At 66.4% G+C, this 17293-nt stretch carries 16 protein-coding genes and 1 pseudogene; 9 read left to right on the top strand and 8 right to left on the bottom strand.

The genetic code is table 11. The features are described from left to right. Positions 1-26: 26 nt before the first annotated feature. A complete protein-coding gene (locus tag TMO_RS21675) occupies positions 27-1049 on the bottom strand; it encodes an ABC transporter substrate-binding protein (RefSeq protein ID WP_014752938.1) in 1023 nt (340 codons plus the stop codon). Positions 1050-1305: 256 nt separating this feature from the next. Here TMO_RS21675 and TMO_RS21670 point away from each other — a divergent pair, with 256 nt between their 5' ends. Continuing rightward, complete coding sequence (locus TMO_RS21670; RefSeq protein WP_014752937.1) at positions 1306-2721, top strand: amidase; 1416 nt, start codon at positions 1306-1308, stop codon at positions 2719-2721. A gap of 374 nt (positions 2722-3095) precedes the next feature. Here TMO_RS21670 and TMO_RS21665 read toward each other — a convergent pair whose 3' ends face one another. From TMO_RS21665 to TMO_RS21655, 3 genes are all read right to left on the bottom strand, one after another. After that, on the bottom strand, positions 3096-4565 hold the full coding sequence (locus TMO_RS21665) for an amidase (protein ID WP_014752936.1): 1470 nt from the start codon (positions 4563-4565) through the stop codon (positions 3096-3098). Between the two features lie 66 nt (positions 4566-4631). After that, positions 4632-6044 carry a phenylacetate--CoA ligase family protein gene (locus TMO_RS21660; protein ID WP_014752935.1) on the bottom strand — a complete coding sequence of 471 codons (1413 nt, stop codon included), beginning with the start codon at positions 6042-6044 and terminating at the stop codon, positions 4632-4634. A gap of 55 nt (positions 6045-6099) precedes the next feature. Then, positions 6100-7458, bottom strand: coding sequence for an MmgE/PrpD family protein (locus TMO_RS21655; RefSeq protein ID WP_014752934.1), 1359 nt, complete (start codon positions 7456-7458; stop codon positions 6100-6102). A gap of 104 nt (positions 7459-7562) precedes the next feature. Here TMO_RS21655 and TMO_RS21650 point away from each other — a divergent pair, with 104 nt between their 5' ends. From TMO_RS21650 to TMO_RS21635, 5 genes are all read left to right on the top strand, one after another. Beyond that, positions 7563-8810, top strand: a complete 1248-nt coding sequence (locus TMO_RS21650; RefSeq protein WP_187297869.1) for an acetyl-CoA hydrolase/transferase family protein — start codon at positions 7563-7565, stop codon at positions 8808-8810. Then, positions 8783-9571 (top strand): GntR family transcriptional regulator, encoded by a 789-nt coding sequence (locus tag TMO_RS21645; protein ID WP_014752932.1) that lies wholly within the window; start codon positions 8783-8785, stop codon positions 9569-9571. The genes TMO_RS21650 and TMO_RS21645 overlap by 28 nt, the downstream gene beginning before the upstream one ends. A gap of 216 nt (positions 9572-9787) precedes the next feature. After that, positions 9788-10690: a hypothetical protein gene (locus tag TMO_RS30765; RefSeq protein ID WP_014752931.1), complete on the top strand. Its 903-nt coding sequence runs from the start codon at positions 9788-9790 to the stop codon at positions 10688-10690. A gap of 176 nt (positions 10691-10866) precedes the next feature. After that, positions 10867-11169, top strand: coding sequence for a helix-turn-helix domain-containing protein (locus TMO_RS21640; RefSeq protein WP_014752930.1), 303 nt, complete (start codon positions 10867-10869; stop codon positions 11167-11169). Positions 11170-11218: 49 nt separating this feature from the next. Continuing rightward, positions 11219-11491, top strand: a complete 273-nt coding sequence (locus TMO_RS21635; RefSeq protein WP_228382362.1) for a type II toxin-antitoxin system PrlF family antitoxin — start codon at positions 11219-11221, stop codon at positions 11489-11491. A 27-nt stretch (positions 11492-11518) separates the two neighbouring features. On the opposite strand, the gene TMO_RS21630 is transcribed toward TMO_RS21635, so the two are convergent. Continuing rightward, entirely contained in the window at positions 11519-12274 is a 756-nt protein-coding gene (locus TMO_RS21630; protein ID WP_014752928.1) for an SDR family NAD(P)-dependent oxidoreductase, read from the bottom strand. A gap of 116 nt (positions 12275-12390) precedes the next feature. Here TMO_RS21630 and TMO_RS21625 point away from each other — a divergent pair, with 116 nt between their 5' ends. After that, on the top strand, positions 12391-12960 hold the full coding sequence (locus TMO_RS21625) for a TetR/AcrR family transcriptional regulator (protein WP_041607436.1): 570 nt from the start codon (positions 12391-12393) through the stop codon (positions 12958-12960). 3 nt (positions 12961-12963) lie between these two features. Here the strand turns inward: TMO_RS21625 and bla are convergent, their stop codons facing one another. After that, positions 12964-13866, bottom strand: a complete 903-nt coding sequence (gene bla / locus TMO_RS21620) for a class A beta-lactamase (RefSeq protein ID WP_014752926.1) — start codon at positions 13864-13866, stop codon at positions 12964-12966. A gap of 100 nt (positions 13867-13966) precedes the next feature. Between bla and TMO_RS21615 the strand changes: the two genes are divergently transcribed. Beyond that, the gene (locus TMO_RS21615; protein ID WP_014752925.1) at positions 13967-14959 is read left to right on the top strand and encodes a LysR family transcriptional regulator; all 993 of its coding nucleotides are present in this window, start codon (positions 13967-13969) and stop codon (positions 14957-14959) included. On the opposite strand, the gene TMO_RS21610 is transcribed toward TMO_RS21615, so the two are convergent. Then, a complete protein-coding gene (locus TMO_RS21610; RefSeq protein ID WP_041607326.1) occupies positions 14851-15231 on the bottom strand; it encodes a winged helix-turn-helix transcriptional regulator in 381 nt (126 codons plus the stop codon). The two genes, TMO_RS21615 and TMO_RS21610, sit on opposite strands and share 109 nt — an antisense overlap. Positions 15232-15334: 103 nt before the next feature. Here TMO_RS21610 and TMO_RS21605 point away from each other — a divergent pair. Then, positions 15335-16121: pseudogene (locus tag TMO_RS21605) on the top strand (SDR family oxidoreductase). A gap of 9 nt (positions 16122-16130) precedes the next feature. On the opposite strand, the gene TMO_RS21600 reads toward TMO_RS21605, so the two are convergent. Beyond that, positions 16131-17147, bottom strand: coding sequence for a zinc-dependent alcohol dehydrogenase family protein (locus tag TMO_RS21600; protein ID WP_014752923.1), 1017 nt, complete (start codon positions 17145-17147; stop codon positions 16131-16133). Positions 17148-17293 lie beyond the last annotated feature (146 nt).

Below are 17293 nucleotides of genomic sequence, written 5' to 3'. Positions count from 1 at the left end.
TCTCCTCCGCGGGCGGTTGTGGAGGCTCAGAGCATCTTGTCCGCAGCCGGCACCTTGTCCCAGAAGCTCTCGTCGAAGGCGGCCTTCAGGTCGACCGGCTCCTTCAGCGCGCCGAAGCCGACCAGATCGCTCTGCACCTTCTCGATCGACGCCATGTCGAGCGCGCCGAGGCCTTCATCGGCGGCGCGGCCGGCAACCATCAGCCGTTCGATCTCGTCCAGCATCGCCTCCTGGTGCTTGCGCTCCAGCCCCTCCGCCGCGGCCATGACGATGTCGATCGCCTCTGCCTTGTGCTCAAACGCGTATTTCCAACCTTTCAGGGTAGCGTTCAGGAAGCCCTGGACCAGCTCCGGCTTCTCGGTCGCGATCTTCTCGGACGTGATGAAGCTGTCCTGCTGGGTGGTCACGCCATAGTCATCGGGAGTGAAGACCGTCAGATCGGTGATCCCCTGCTCTTTCAGCGTGTTCAGCTCGTTGTAGAAGGTGACGGTGGCGACGTCGAACTCACCCGCGACGAAGGGCGCCATCGAGACCGGCTGCGGGATGATGGTCAGCTCCGACTGTTTGATCTTGGCCGCGGCCAGCACCGAATAGAGCGTGTATTGCGGGCCGGTAAACCAGGTTGCGACCTTCTTGCCCTTGAAATCTTCGATCGTCTTGATGCCGCTTGTCTCGCGCGCAACGAAGGCGAAGGGGGTCTTCTGCTGCGACATGCCGATGCAGATCAGCGGCAGACCCTTGGCGCGGGCATGCAGCACCGCCTCTGTCCCGCTGCCGAGGCCGAAGGTATCGGCGCCCGAGGCCACCAGCGCCTCGGCATTCAGGTTCGGGCCGCCCGGGTTGATGGTCATATCCAGGCCCTCGGCTTCATAGAAACCCTTGGCCTTGGCGACGTAAAACCCGGCGAACTGGGCCTGGGGCAGCCATTTCAGCCGCACCGACACCGCCTCTGCCGCATCGGCGGTCGCCGCCCCACCCATGGGGCCAAAGACGGCTGCCGCGGCCAGACCAAGGGCGACCGCCCCCCGTTTCGCAATGCGCATATACATGGATCGAAGCCTTCCGGAGCATTTTTTTGTGGGCAAGGCGGGGGTTCTGCGCACGGCCCGGTCATCCGGTGTGCAGGCGCGCCCACGCAATATGCATGCCACCGCCTTCCATCTCGCCATCCCGCGATTCTCCGGCATCTGCCCTGGGACGAACCGCCTGTTTTATGAGCATCGACGATTTTTGAACACGAAACAGGCATTCTTGTATAATACTGACATGCCCGCGCCCGCAGCCCGATGAGAGGAGCCGTCCGGAATGTCGTCGACCCTGCACAGATTGAGCCTGGTCCGCCTGGCAGACGAGATCCGCCGTGGGGCGGTGTCGCCGGTGGACGCGGTCCGCTGCATGATGGACCGGATCGCCGCCCATGACGGCGCGCTTCATGCCTTCGCCCATCTGAACGATGCGGCGCTGGATCAGGCGCGCCGGGCCGAGGCGGAAATCGCCGCCGGTCTGGTGCGCGGCCCCCTGCACGGCGTGCCGCTGGCGGCCAAGGACTTGTTCGACACGGCCGACATGCCGACGGAATTCGGCAGCCCGGTGCTGCGCGGCCGGCGGCCCGCGCAGGATGCCACCGTCATCGCGCGGCTGCGGGCCGCCGGTGCGATCATTCTGGGCAAGACCACCCTCACCGAGGGCGCCTATGCCGATCACCACCCGGATGTCGTGCCGCCGGTCAACCCCTGGGGGGCCGGGCATTGGACCGGCACCTCGTCCAGCGGGTCGGGTGTGGCGGTGGCCGCCGGGCTGATCTGGGGCGCGCTCGGCACCGATACCGGTGGCTCGATCCGCCTGCCCTCCTCATGCTGCGGCGTGACGGGCATCAAGCCGACATGGGGGCGGGTCAGCCGGGCGGGCGCGCTCGCCCTCGCCCCCTCGCTCGATCATATGGGGCCGATGACGCGCAGTGTCGCCGATGCCGTCACCCTGCTCGGCGTGATGGCCGGCCCCGACCCGCGCGACCCCACCGCATCACAACTTCCCGTACCTGACTATATGGCAGAACTCACCAAACCGGTGCGGGGCCTGACCATCGGCATCGACCGTGGGCTGTTGAAGGCGCGGGCAGATGATCAGGTTCTGGCCTCGATGGAGCATGTGATCGAGGTGATGACCGGGCTCGGCGCGCGCATCGTCGACGTCACCCTGCCGCCGATCGAGCCAGCGCTGACCGGCTGGGCGGTGCAATGTGCGGTCGAGGCCGCCATCGTTCATCGCGAACACTGGTCGACCCGCGCGGCCGAATACGGCCCGCGCCTCGCCGCGCTGATCGAACGCGGCCACCGCCACACGGCGTTCGAACTGGCCGAAGCGCAGGAGCACCGCCGCGATTTCGCCGGGGCGATGGAGGCGATTTATGCCGCCTGCGACGTGCTGCTGATCCCCGGCCTGCCGGTCGCGGGCCCCACGCTCGATTACATGTCCGGCCTGGGCGAAGACCCGGCGGCGATCCTGGCGATCGGCCCGTTCACGGCCCCCTTCGACGTCTCGGGCCAGCCGACCATCACCATCCCCTGCGGCCTCAGCGAGACGGGTATCGGCGGTGGAGGCATCCCCATCGGCTGCCAGTTCGCCGGCCCCCGCTTCGCCGAAGCCCTGATCGCCCGCACCGCCCACGCCTTCCAGACTGCGACCGACTGGCATACACGGCGGCCGGCGGGGTATGCATAACTTGCCCGCCCGAATCCCCACTGTGTCGCCGGCGACACGGCGTCTTGTACGGTTCACGCGGCAGCAAGAGTGCGACCTTTTCGGGATGCGCTTCGGGATCGACATGACTGCCGTTTCAATCCACGCACCCGCAAGGGTGCGACCCTGGAGCCTTCGCCAGGGCTCGCCGATCATTGACCTGCCGTTTCAATCCACGCACCCGCAAGGGTGCGACCCTACCCCCTCTTAATACCTTGAAGCGCGGGCGGAAAAAACGCGGTTTGCGCGAACCTCCCGGGGTTTTTGCGGGTGCCTGGGGTTCGCGGGCGGGGTGTCGCGGTGATGGCGGTTTCGTCTGATCGCCCCGGCGCTGGTGTGCCGCACGCTTTACGGTGTCACGATCCGTGCACGGTATCGGAGCCGCCGAGTGCCGCCGTGTAAGCGGCGGCCATGCGCAGGATGGCGGCCTCGCCGAAGCGGGGGCCGATGAACTGGAGGCCGATCGGGGGCTTCGCAGGATTCGCAGAGTTTGCGACGTTTGCGAATGTCTGGTCATCGATTGACGTCGGGGGTGCCATGGGCTCAACCGGCACGGAGACCGCCGGCAGCTTCGCAAAATTCGCAAGCGCGGTGAAATCGGCCTGCCCGGCCGGGACCTTTGCATCATGGGCGAAGGCGGCCTGGGGGGCCGTGGGCAGGATGAAGGCGTCGAGGCCGGCCAGGGCCGCACGGGCGGCGACACCGATTTCGGCGATGCGGCGGTATGCGCCCGCCAGCCGGGCGGCGCTGGCATCGCGGCCATAGCGCAGGGCGGCGGCGAAGCTCTCGCTCACGCCCTCGGGCGTGGTGGTGCCGTCGGGACCCATCAGTTCGGGATGCAGCTCCGCTGCCTCTGCCTCGGAAATCAACAGCCCGTCGCGGCGCGCGGGGCCCGGCGACCAGCCGGGGATGGCGACCGGCTGGATAGTGGCGCCCAGGCCGCGGAGACGGTCCAGCGCATGGGCGAAAGCCTCGCGCACCGCCGGCTCGGTCGCTACGGCGTCGATCTCGCGCGGCAGGCCAAGGCGCATGCCGGACAGGCCGCAGCCGCTGGGTATCGCCGTCCAGCCGGCGGGCGCGGGTTCGGCCACCGGGTCGGCGGGGTCGAAGCCGGCCAGGGTCCGGGTGACCAGGGCCAGATCGTCCACCGACCGCGCCACCGGCCCGATATGATCGAGCGACCAGGCGAGCGGCACCACGCCGGTATTCGAGACAAGGCCCGTGGTCGGCTTCAGCCCCATCACCCCGCAATAAGCGGCCGGAATGCGCACGGAGCCCATGGTGTCGGTGCCGAGCGCCACCGGCACGAAACCGGCCGCCACCGCCGCACCCGAGCCGCCGGACGACCCGCCCGGGGTGCAGCCCGGCACGGCAGGGTTGTAGCAACGACCAAAATGCGGGTTATCAGTTGTGGCGCCGAGCGCACCCTCATGCATGTTGAGCGTGCCCAGGATCACCGCGCCGGCCGCCCGCAGCCGCGCCACGGCCGGCGCGTCTTCCGCCGCGATCCGGTTGCGCCAGAAGCCCACCCCCGCCGACCAGGCGAGGCCGCGCACGGCGATATTGGCCTTCACCGCCACCGGCACACCATCGAGCGGGCCGCACGGGCAGCCATCCCGGAACCGCGCGGCAGAGGCCGCCGCCGCCGCCCGCGCGCCCTCGACATCCAGCTCGATGAATGCCCGGATCCCGCCATCCCGCGCCCGGATCGCCGCGATGCAGGCATCGAACACCGCCAGCGGATCGGCGGCGCCATTGCTGTAAGCGGCGACAAGCTCCGTTGCGGTGAGGCGGGTGAGGTCCGCGGACACGGGCGTCACGTTCATGTGCGTGGGCTCTTTCGGCGAAGATGACGGGGGAGAGCGGCGGGGGAGAGCGGCGGTCAGCGGCGCTTACTTGCGCTCGTCGATCAGCCGGATCGGCTTCTGGCGCACCTCGATGCCGGTCAGCGGCGCCAGCTCGCCCGGCGCCGCAAAGGCGACGCCGATCTCGACACCCAGGCGGGTGCGCAGGATCTTCTCGTACGCCGCCTTCATCGCAGCGTCACCCGCCCCGGTTCTGACCTCGACATGGACGGTCATCTCGTCCCGGCCCTCGATCCGGGCGACGCGGCAGATATATTCGCCGGTCATCTCCTCGCGCTCTTCCGACAGCAGCGCGCCGATACCGGTCGGGAAGATGTTGATGCCGCGCAGCTTGACCATATTGTCCGACCGGCCCATGAAACCGCGGATCCGGCGGAAATTGACTCCGGTCGACGAGGCACCGGTCATCACTTCGGTCACATCGTGGGTGTTGAAACGGATGATCGGAAAGACGTCGTCCTTGAACAGGCAGGTGCAGACCATGTCGCCCAGCTCGCCGTCTTCGACCGGCAGGCCGGTATCGGGATCGAGCAGCTCCAGATACTGCGCGTCCTCCATCACATACATGCCGTCCTGATCGGGACCGTGCCCCGCAATGATGCCGGTGTCGCCGACACCATACCAGTCATAGACCTCGGCACCGCCCCAGGCCTCGCTCATGCTCTCGCGGCTTTCGGCACCGATATGGCCGGTGATCATGCGGATACGGATGTCTCGGCCGGGCTCCATGCCCTCGGCGCGGGCGACATCGGCCAGGCGCTTGACATAGTCGCCGAAGCCGACCAGCACGGTGGCGCCGAATTCGCGCATCATCATGACCTGATTGACCGACCGGGTCTCGATGCCGGTGCCGGCGCTCATGAACTGCGCGCCGACCCAGTGGCTCACCGCCTCGCGGACGTAATGGCCGCCATTGATCAGCCCGTGGCCATAGACCGAATGCACCACATCCTCGCGCCGCATGCCCTGCCAGAGATAGGCGCGCGCCAGAAGACGGTTCTGCACCTCGCGGCTCTTCGCGCCATAGATCAGCGGCTGGGGCTTGCCGGTGGTGCCGCTGGTGGTCTGGAAGACGACGGGCGGGCGCTGGCCGGCGGGATAGGTGTCGAGGCCGTGGAAATCGCCCATGGGCGGATGGGCGGCCACCGAGGCCATCAGCTCGGTCTTGGAATAGGTCGGCAGTTTACCGATATCGGCAAGTCCCCGGATATCGCCGGGCTCGATGCCCTTCTCGCCCCAGAGCCGCTGATAGAACGGCACCTTCCAGGCGAAGGCCAGACATTTACGGAACTGGGCGTCCTGGCGGGCGAACAGCTCGTCGCGGCTGAGGCGCTGCCCCAGGGCGACGAAATCATCCCCCACCGGATAGGCCTGGACGATCGTGGGGTAGTCCATGGCCTGGAAATAGTCGGGCGCCTGGAAATAGTCGGGACCGGTCATGCTTTCGTCTCTTCGCAAATGTGGGGGGTGAAGGTGTGACGGTGAGGGCCAAAGATCAGGGCAGGATGGCGGTGAAGGCAGCGATCCGGGCCGGATCGGGGCCTTCAAGGGCCTCGATCGCCCGGATCAGCGCCCCGATGTGCTGCTCGTCCAGCCCGGCCGCCCTGGCCAGCGTGCGGGCCTTGGTCACCACCGCCGCATGATCGACCGGATTTTCGGGGTCGCCCAGGGCGTCCGGCACCTCGGCACGGCTGGTGGTGCCGTCATCCCAGGTGATGGTGAGGCCGGTGCCGAAACGGCGCGGATAGGCGCCGGCATAGGGTTCGGCCACCACCAGCCGCACCCGCGCGCGCAGCCCCGCCACCACCGGATCGGCGATGACCTCGGGCTCGAAGGCGCCGAGCGGCGGCGGGCCGCCGAGCAGGGTGACGGCCACGGCGTGCTGCAGGCTGAATTTGGCCTGGATGGTGCTGGCGGGATCGGGCCGGTCGCAGAAGGTGAGCGCATCGGCGAAGCTGCGCACCTCGATCGCGGCCGGCATGCGGCCCTGCGCTTCGGCGCGGAGGATCAGCGCGGCATCGATCGCGGCATGGGCATGGCGGCAGGCCGGCCAGGGCTTGATGCTGGTGCCGAGGATCAGCCAGGCGCCATCATGGGGCGCCGTGATCTCGTCGGGCCGGGCGTCGGGCGCCATGGCGGCGAACAGCCCCTGCGGCCCTTCCAGAATGAAGCGCGGCCCGCCGAGGCCTGCGGCGGCCAGCTGTGCCGACTCGATGCCGCCGGCGGCGGCGCGGGCGGTGTGGAACTGCTTGGTGGTCACCGGCTCGTGCCGGCACTGCCAGAGCCCGGCGGCACGGGTGCCGGCGGTGCCGAGCGCGCCGGTCAGACGTGCCTGGTCCAGCCCCATCAGCGAGGCCGCGGCCGCGGCGGCCCCGAAGGCGCCGCAGGTCGCGGTCGGGTGGAAGTGGCGGTAATGGGCGGGGCCCATGGCGCGGCCCAGACGCACCATCGCCTCGTAACCGCGCACCACCGCATCGAGCAGGGCATCGGGGCTGCTGCCCAGCGCCTCGGCCATGGCCAGTGCCGCCGGGATGACCACGGGGCCCGGATGGAGCACGGCCTGGCGGTCGACATCGTCCATTTCGTAGATATTGCCATAGGCGCCATTGGCGAAGGCGGCGTCGCGGGCGGGGGCGCGCCCCGCACCCAGCACCCGCGATGGCCCAACCACCCCATCCGCGGCAAGCCGCGCAAAGGCCCGGCCGGTCTCGGTCGCCGCCCCGATCACGGCACAGCCGGCCCAGTCCAGCACCGCAAGGCGGGCGCGCTCCCGCGCAGCCGCATCGACCGGACGGGCGAGACAAAGACCGAGCCGTTCGGTCAGACTGGGCAGACTGGCGGCGCTGTCAGACATCGGAATTCTCGGGCATGAGGGCTATCTTCCAAATTTGTCCGGACATATACTAGCAGCCGAAACCCGGAGCGCAACCCGTTCAGTGACGGATGATGACCAGCAGCATGCCCCCCCTGCCCCTGATCGATCTCGACGGCCTGGCCCGGGCCCTGGCACCCGCCCGGCGGATCTATACCGCCGGCTGCGCGGGCGAACCTGCCCAGGTGCTGACGGCGCTGGGCGCCTGCGGGGCGCTCAGGGACAAGACACTCACCGGCGTGTTCATCCCCGGCGTCAACCGGCTGGATCTGGCGGCGCTGGACCCGACACTGACGGTCGAGTCGACCTTCGTGACCCCGGCCCTGCGCCAGGGCTTCGAGGCCGGCCGGGTACGGCATCTGCCGCTCGCCTATGTCGACACATACCACCATCTGCAGGCGAGCCCGATCGACGCGGCGCTGTTCACCGTGGCACCGCCGCGCGACGGCATGGTGTCGCTGGCCATGGCCCATGACTTCACCCCGGCGGTGGCGGCCGGCCGCGCGCGGCTTTATGGCGTGATCCTGCCCGACCTGCCGGAACCGCTCGACGGGATCCGGATCCCGATCGACCGGTTCTCGGGGCTGATCGAAAGCGACGGTCTGCCCGCGGGGCTGCCACCCGATCGTGACGATCCGGTCCAGAGCCGGATCGGCGCGCGCATCGCCGGGCTGATCGGGGACGGTTCCACCATCCAGACCGGCATCGGCGCCGCGCCGGCGGCCCTGCTCCGCGCGCTGAAGGATCACCGGGATCTGGGGCTGCATGCGGGCATGGTCACTGCGGCCGGGCTGGAGCTGCTGGAGGCGGGGGTGGCGAGCCGCGGCATCACCACCGGCGTGGCCCTGGGCACGCCCGATTTCCACCAGCGCATCGCCCGGGCGGAGGGCGTGCGTTTCCGGCCGGTGGCCGAGACCCACGACATCGCCCGGCTGGGCGCCCTGCCCCGGCTGGTGGCGGTGAACGGCGCGATTGAAATCGACCTGTTCGGCCAGGCCTCGGCCGAGATGATCGGTGGCCGCCAGATCAGCGGCCAGGGCGGGCTGGTCGATTTCCTGCGCGGCGCGCGCCGCTCGGCGGGCGGGAAAGCGGTGGTTGCCCTTGCCTCGACCGCTGCGGGGGGGGCACGATCCAGGATCGTCCCTGTTCTGGAGAGTGGAACTGTTGTATCCATCCAGCGCGCGGATATCGACATCGTCGTCACCGAATACGGCTGTGCGGATCTGCGCGGGTGCAACCTCGACATGCGGGCGGAACGTCTGATCGCCGTGGCCGCGCCCGAATTTCAAGGGGAGCTGGAACGCGCATGGAGCAGGATCAGGCGGCAGATCTGACCCGGGACCCGGCAGCCGCCGCGGCGGACGGCCCGGAAATCCCCCGCTATCTTCAGGTTTTCCAGGAGATCCGCGACCGGATTTCCGACGGTCTCTATCCGGTCGGCAGCCTGGTGCCGACCGAGGCGGAGCTGTGCGCGGAATTCGCCGTCAGCCGCTATACCGTGCGCGAGGCGCTGCGCCGCCTGGTCGAACAGGGCTATGTGGAGCGCCGGCAGGGATCGGGCACCCATGTGCTCTCGGCCGAGCCGGGCTCGATCTTCAGCCAGTCGATGCGGTCGCTGTCGGAACTCTTCCAGTATGCGCTGGACACCGATTTCCGCATCCACGCCATGGCGATGGAACGGCTGGACGAGCCCACCGCCCGACTGATCGGCACCGAACCGGCCGAGCCCTGGCTGCACATCCACGGCGTCCGCTCCGCCCAGGGCGACGGCGCGCCGATCAGCTATACCGAAGTCTTCGTACCCGAACGCTTCGCCTGGCTGCAGGACGAATTCCCCAACTGCCACGGCCCCTTCTACGCCCTGATCGAACAGCGCGCCCGGGTTACGGTGACGGAAACCCTGCAGACCATCACCGCCCTGCCCATGCCCCCCGAAAGCCGCACCCTTTTCGACGACCACCGCCCCGAAGCCCATGTCCTGCGCGTGGTCCGCCGCTATCTGGACCGCAAGGGCCGGCCGCTGATCGCCTCGGTGAATGATCATCCGGCGGATCGGTATAGTTATACGATGCGGATTAAGAGGGATGGGGGGTGAGGGGTGCCTGGGGTCCAAATCGACTGGACGGGTAACGGTTCAGACCTGACAAGTCCGGTCGGTGGCTTTGGTCGCTGACCGCTGATCAATTAAATAATTAGACTTGATTTCTCCTGACGTTGAGCCGGATTATGTTACTGTGTGCGTTCATCTTCCAAATCAGCTGGGCAAATAATCTGCACACCAATTTATCTCGCTCGCAACTGGAGATTCGCAATGAGTACCCAAGAAGATGATTTCCCCATGAACAGAACATCAGAAACAAAAATACCCGAATCTCATGGAGTTAACCGGCACACATATAGTAAATCACTTCGAATTCCCACAGAATATTCTTCACATGAAGATGAATATAAAGATGAATATAAACGTAATCTTATAAGGGCGTATGAAGATGGAAAGAAATCGTATATGGAAGATTTTGAGGAGATAAATAAATTAAAGGAGCAGCTCCATCAGGAAAGACGTGAATTACGCATCGAGAAAGCAAAATTCTCAAAAGAGAAGTCAGATTCAGAAAAATCTCTGGAAAATGCACGGCGTCAGACGGAAAGCGAGCGACAAAAATATAATGAAGAAATATCAAATAAACTTCGAGAACGTTCATCAGATTATGTTAAAGACACCGTTGATGAACTCAGAGATCGCGAGAAAATGCTTGTTGCATGGTCAAAGATTTGGAATTTTATCGGAGTTTTGTCGCTATTCGTAGGAATATTCTGCATATATTTTGTTGGAGAACAAATGATACGCCTTATTAATTCGGTGCAAGACATCACCGCAAATTTTATGGTGCTTTCGGCCTTAAAATCACTACTAGTTATCGGCATTTCCGGAACATCATCTGGATATGCATTTTCTTTAGGAGGTAAACACATGCATGAGGCACTCAAGATAGCCGATAGAATTCATGCGATACGGTTCGGTGGCATGTATATCCAAATATATGGATCAATCAGCAAGTGGGAGGAGACAAAAGATGCATTTTCAGACTGGAATGTAAGCGCGCCAACCGCATTTTACAACATGCAGACAGAAGACGGGATTCTGCAAAAACTTCACATCCAATCACCCTCCCAAACCACTGCAAACAGCAAGGGCGCCACGGATCGGAAATAGAGGCGAATTTTTCCTCACGAGTTCTAACGCCCTCAACATGGCGAAATCGGATGCTTCTGGCGGCTCGGACATACCGGATCTATTGTTTCTCGCCTTGGTTGACAGAGAGCGAGGCAGTCGCCACAAAAAATGAAAAAGGAAGGCGTTACAGTCGGGTGTTCTGGTGGAGGTGCATTGTGAGCAAAATTGTTGAATCGCTGCGCGAGGACCTGGCTGCGCTCTACGACGCAGGCGCCATCAATAAGGTGACGCTGCGCGCGTTCGGCACGATCTGCCCGGCCCCGGTTCGGGAGTTCAGCCCCATGGACATAAAGCGTCTGCGCGAAAACCTGAAGTTCAGCCAGCCGATGTTCGCACATCACCTGCACACCACCGCGTCGACCGTGCGCAAGTGGGAGCAGGGCGCAACCCGCCCCACCGGCCCCGCGCTCAAGCTGCTGAACGTCATTGCGGACAAGGGGTTGCAGGCGATTATCTGATGTTCCGCGCTTGGCATGATTGGCAGCAGGTGTCGGCGCCCCCAAGAGCGTGCGACAGGCTTTGGGCGTGGACTACGGCGGACGCATCGCCTTCTTTGTGGACGATCAGCATCGGGTTTATGTCGAGAAAGTAATGGAAGAGGCAAGCGATCCGGTCGTGGACCGCTTCCTCGCATTTCTGGCGCAGGACATGCGCAAACACCCGGGCACATCCATCGCCGCACTGCCCGCCAGCCTGCGCGATCGCATTGCGGCACTTGTCGGGGACATGGACGTCGACCTCAATGCCGAGATTGACGGGGATGTCGCGCTCCAGCCGTGATCACGATCAGGTAATGATATCTGCGGCCTAAACCGCCATCACCCCCCCATCCACGAACAGCTCATCCCCCGCCACAAAACCGCTGTCCTCCGACGCCAGGAACAGCACCGCTTTTGCGACCTCCTCGGCGGTGCCGAGGCGGGCGAAGGGGGTCATCTGTTTCAGGGCGTCTTCGGTGCCGGGGTTGGCGGTGAGGTATCTGTCCATGGCCGGGGTCAGGATCATGCCGGGGGAGACCACGTTGACGCGGATGCCGCGGGTTTTGAGGTCGGTGGTCCAGGTGCGGGCGAAGGAGCGAATGGCGGCCTTGGTGGCGCTGTAGATCGAGAGCCCCGGCAGGCCCTTGCTGCCCGCGGCCGAGCCGGCGAGGATGATGGCGCCGCCCGCCGTCATCAGCGGCAGGGCCTTTTGCACGGTGAAGACCGTGCCCTTGAGGTTGACGTCGAACAGGCGGTCGATATGGGCCGCGTCGATGGCGTCGAGGCCGGCGGATTCGGAAATGCCGGCATTGGCGAAGACGATGTCGATGCGGCCATGGTCGCGGCGGATGCGGTCGTAGAGCCGGTCCAGATCCGCCGGGTCGGCGACATCCCCCGACACACCGACGGCGCCGTTGCCGATCGCCGCGACCGCCGCATCCAGAGCCGACGGCCGACGGCCGGTCACGTAGACATGCGCGCCTTCGGCGGCGAACTGCGTCGCGGTCGCCAGGCCGATGCCGTCACTGCCGCCGGTCACCACCACCACCCGGTTCGCAAACCGGCTCTCAGATCCCCGTGCCATATCCATACCTCAGGTCATAAGTGGAGGATTGCTCCATTTAAAATATGGAGGCATCCTCCATTTAGCAAGCACCTTCGGAGAAGACCGTGAGCGAGGAGACCATGCAGCAGGAGGGCATGCAGCAGGAGGGCACCCTGCGTGCCGACGCCCGCCGCAACCGCGAGCGCATCCTGGCCGCGGCCGAGGCGGTGTTTCTGGAACAGGGCGCCGGTGCCGCGCTGGAGGATGTGGCGAAGCGTGCCGGCGTGGGCATCGGCACGCTCTATCGCCGGTTCCCGACGCGCGAGGAGCTGCTGGCCGCCACCTATAATGCCCGTTTCCTGTCGCTTGCCGAGACGAGCCGGACGCGGGATGACGGGCGCGATCCCGCCGGCGCGCTCAGGGCCTATCTCGAAGACCTGGCGGCCGACACGACGCTCTATCGCGGCCTCGCCACCTCGATCGGTACGGTTTTGCAAAGCGGAACGCCCGGCTGCCATGCGACGACGGCGGAAGGCCGGCGGCTGCTGCATCAGGCGCAGGCCGCCGGCGCCGTCCGCCAGGATGTGAGCTTCGAGGATCTGGTCTGCGTGGTGACCGCCATTTCCCTCGCCACCGGGGAGGACGAGGCGTCACAGACGCGCATCCCCCATCTGCTGGGCCTGTTCCTGGAGGGGATCTTCCTGGAGGGGATGGGCCGGCGGTGAGCGTCAGGGTGCCCTGACCACCTCGACGACCGCGGCCCCGATCTCGGCCAGGGCCTTGTTGCGCGTTGCGAAATCCGTCTCGGCATCCCCCAGATAGATCGTCGCGATCCACGGCGCCCGGCCCGGCGGGGTGATCAGGGCCACCAGATTGCGGGTGGTGTCGCCGGCACCGGATTTGTCGGCAATCTGCCAGTCGGCCGGGGCGGATCTGCGCAGCAGGGCGCCGGTGACGCCACCATGGCGCATCCATTCGGTCAGCTGCGCCCGGGACGCCGGGGTCAGGCCGGTGCCGAGCAGCAGGGTTTCCATGGTGGCCGCCATGGCCGCCGGGGTGGTGGTGTCGCGGGGGTCGCCGGCCGGCGCACTGTTCAGACCGGGTTCGAGCCGGTCCAGCCGGCTGACCGGATCACCGATGCTGCGGAAGAATTGCGTGACCGCGGCCGGGCCGCCGAGGCGGGTGATCAGAAGATTGGCCGCGGGGTTGTCGCTCTGGTCCAGGGTGGCGAAGCAGAGGCCGGCGATCGACATCGCCGTGCCCACACGCGGTTTGGTGACCGGCGCATGGGAGACGAGATCGGCCCGGCGGATGGGCAGGGTTTCGTCCAATGAGACCGTTCCGGCATCAACCCCGGCGAGAATCGCGCCGCAGATCGGCATCTTGACCGTGCTGTTCATCAGGAAGCGTTCATCGGCGCGGTGCCCCCATCGCCAGCCGCGGCCGGTATCGTGCAGCACGAGGCCGATGCGGGCATCGAGCTGATCCTCGATGCGGCTGACGGTGTCGGCAAGCCGGGTCTCGGGCGTCGGGGTCTTCGGCGTGTCGGCACAGGCGGGCATCGCCAGAAACAGCCCCAGGGCCAGGCCCGCCACAAGACGCGGCAGACGCGGAAGAGCGATCGGCATCATGAGATCTCCTCAAGATTTTCTTATGCCGTTCTCTTAATCCGGCTTGCATCGGCGGCCCAGCCGACAAATCCTGCTGACCGCCATAAGCTGAGGTTATGCAATGGATCGCCCGGACATCCCCCTGAACGCGCTGCGCGTCTTCGAAGTGGCCATGCGCCAGGGCAGCTTCACCAAGGCGGCGATCGAACTGCGCGTGACCCAGGCGGCGGTCAGCCATCAGATCGCCCGGCTGGAGGATCTGCTTGGCGCCACCCTGTTCCAGCGCACCTCTCAAGGCCTGGTGCCGACGGATGAGGGGCGGCTTCTGGCGCCGGTGTTGGAACACAGTTTCGACGCCATCGGCCGGGTGCTGGACAGGCTGCACGGCCGGCGCGATGTCGAGGTGCTGAATGTCGGCGTGAACACCACCTTCGCCCTGGGCTGGCTGACCGCCCGGCTGGACGGGTTCTGTGCCGCCCATCCCGAGATCGAGCTGCGCATCGCCACCAACAACAACCGCGTGGAAATTCTGCGCGAAGGGCTGGACATGGCGATCCGCTTCGGCACCGGCGGCTGGACCGGGCATGAAACCGTGCCGCTGATCGAGGCGCCGCTGTCGCCGCTCTGCGCCCCCGGGCTGGCGGCGCGGTTGCAGGATCCGGCCGATCTGGGCCGGGCGGTGCTGCTGCGCAGTTATCGCAATGCGGAATGGCCGCAATGGTTCGCCGCCGCCGGCATCCCCGCCCCGCCGGTCACCGGCCCGGTCTTCGACAGCTCGGTGGCGCTTGCGGAACTGGCGGCCGACGGCTTCGGCGTCGCCCTGCTGCCGATCGCCATGTTCAGCCGCCAGATCCGCCAGGGCCGGCTGACGCAGCCCTTCGCCACCACCGTGCCGGCCGGCCACTATTTCCTGGCCTGGCCGTCGGAACGGCCGCAGAGCCGGGCCATGGCGGCCTTCACCGCCTGGATCTCAGGCGCCTGCCGCGACGCCGCCGCCGAGGCGGGTCAGGCGGGCCAGGCGGGCATGGGCGACGGGATCAGCTGCGCGCGGATGTCGTCCGGCGCCGCTTCCGCCCAGAGCAGGAGCGCATCGAGTGCAGGACAAAGGGACTGACCCCAGTCGGTGAGGCAGTAGTCGACCCGGGGCGGCACCTCGGCATGGACGATGCGCCGGACCACGCCGTCGGTCTCCAGCTGGCGCAGCTGCTGGACCAGCATCTTCTGCGACACCCCAGGGATCGAGCGTTCGAGTTCCGAGAAACGCAGGGTCTTGCCGCCGAACAACTGGAACAGGATCACCAGTTTCCAGCGCCCTTCAAGAATCCGCAAGGCGTTCTGAATGCCCTGCGCGCCGCTATGGGGCGTGTAGTCGGGCCGCTTACTCATAAGTAAGTCCCTCACTTTTTTGTGCGGTCTTCCTTTTTCTTCAGCTTAGCGACATATCGGAACCGGTCAATCACCTCCGAGGCCCAAAGGAGACCGCCTGATGATGTCGATCGATCCCTCCGAATTCCGTGACAGGCGCGTGGTCATCACCGCCGGAACCAAAGGCGCCGGCGCGGCGACGTTTCAGAGACTGGCCGCCGGCGGTGCCGCGCTGATCACAGCCGCCCGGTCGGAGCGGCCCGATTTCGTACCGCCCGAGGCCTTCATCGCCGCAGATCTGACGACGCCCGAAGGGGTCGCAACCCTTGCCGAGGCGGCCATCGACCGCCTCGGCGGGGTCGATATCATCGTGCATGTGCTGGGCGGGTCCGGGTCGCCGGGCGGCGGGTTTATGGCGCTCGACGATGCCTGCTGGCTGGCCGAACTCAACCTCAACCTGCTGAGCGCGGTCAGGCTCGACCGTGCGCTGCTGCCCGGCATGATCGCGCGCGGCCGGGGCGCCGTCATCCACACCGCATCGATCCAGCACCGTCTGCCACTGCATGACGCGACCATCGCCTATGCCGCGGCGAAGGCCGCCCTGGTCACCTACAGCAAGGCGCTTTCGAAGGAAGTCGGCCCCCGCGGGCTGAGGGTGAATGTGGTATCGCCCGGCTGGATCTATACCGATGCCGCCGATGCCATGGTCAAACGGATCGCCGCCGGGGCCGGCACGACCGAGGAAGCGGCACGCCAGAGCATTCTCGACGCCCTGGGTGGCATTCCGATCGGCCGCCCCGCCCGCCCCGACGAGGTCGCCGAGGTGATCGCCTTCCTGGCAGTCGGACCGCGCCTCGGCCATCCACGGCACTGAGATCACCGTCGACGGCGGTACGGTGCCGACAGTCTGACGGGTGGCATCACACCCGCAGCAGGGTCTTGATCGCCCGCCGCTCGTCCATCGCCCGATAGCCTTCGGCGACGTCGGTGAGCGGTAGCTCCAGGTCGAAGACCAGGCCCGGATCGATGCGGCGGCTGAGCACCAGATCCATCAGATGGGGCAGGAAGCGGCGGACCGGCGCCGGGCCGCCCAGCATGCCGACCTGCGAGAAGAACAGCTGCTGGCCGTCGAATTCAACGCCATGGGGCACGCCGACATAGCCGATCATGGCGCCGGGCCGGGCGACGCGCAGGGCCTGGGTCATCGAGTCCTGCGTGCCCACGCATTCAAGCACCGCATCGGCGCCGATGCGGGCGGTCAGCTCACGAACCCGGGCGATGCCGGCCTCGCCGCGCTCGGCGACGATGTCGGTGGCGCCATAATGCAGGGCGAGATCCTGGCGGGTCTTGTGGCGGCTCATGGCGATGATGCGGGCGGCGCCCATCTGCTTTGCGGCCAGCACGCCCATCAGCCCGACCGCACCGTCCCCCACCACGACCACGCTGGATCCGGGCTGGACCCGCGCGGCATCAGCCGCATACCAGCCGGTGCCGAGCACATCGGAGGCGGCGAGCAGGCCGGGGATCAGATCGTCGGCCGGCATGTCCCGGGTCGCAACCAGGGTGCCGTCGGCCAGCGGCACCCGGGCGAACACCGCCTGGGCGCCGCTCATGAATTCGCGCTGGTCGCAGGACGACTGAAAGCCGTGGCGGCAATGCGGGCAGGTGTTGTCCGACAGGCAGAACGAGCCGACCACGAACTGGCCGGGCCGCACGGTCGTGACCGCGGCACCCACCTCGACCACCACGCCGCAATATTCATGGCCCATATGCATGGGGGCGGTGATGTCGTTCAGCCCGCGATAGGGCCAGAGATCGGAGCCGCAGATGCAGCTGGCGGCCAGGCGGATGATCGCATCGGTCGGCTGCAGGATTTCCGGCTCGGGGACGTGTTCGCAACGGACGTCGCCGGGGGCGTGGAGTACGGTGCCCAGCATGGGATCAGGTCCTTTCCCGAGGGTGGCCATGACGGGCATGGCCGGGTACCTGACGACATAGCACCTGCCGCGCCGTGCGATTAGATCATCAGATCGGTATGCACCTATGTCGCTCGCTCATATATTCTGGCCGGGCAGGTACGAGG

It is taken from the genome of Tistrella mobilis KA081020-065 (assembly GCF_000264455.2).
Taxonomy (GTDB): domain Bacteria; phylum Pseudomonadota; class Alphaproteobacteria; order Tistrellales; family Tistrellaceae; genus Tistrella; species Tistrella mobilis.
The sequence above is the reverse complement of the archived record's forward strand: the minus strand, read 5'-3'. Positions and strand labels throughout refer to the sequence as shown.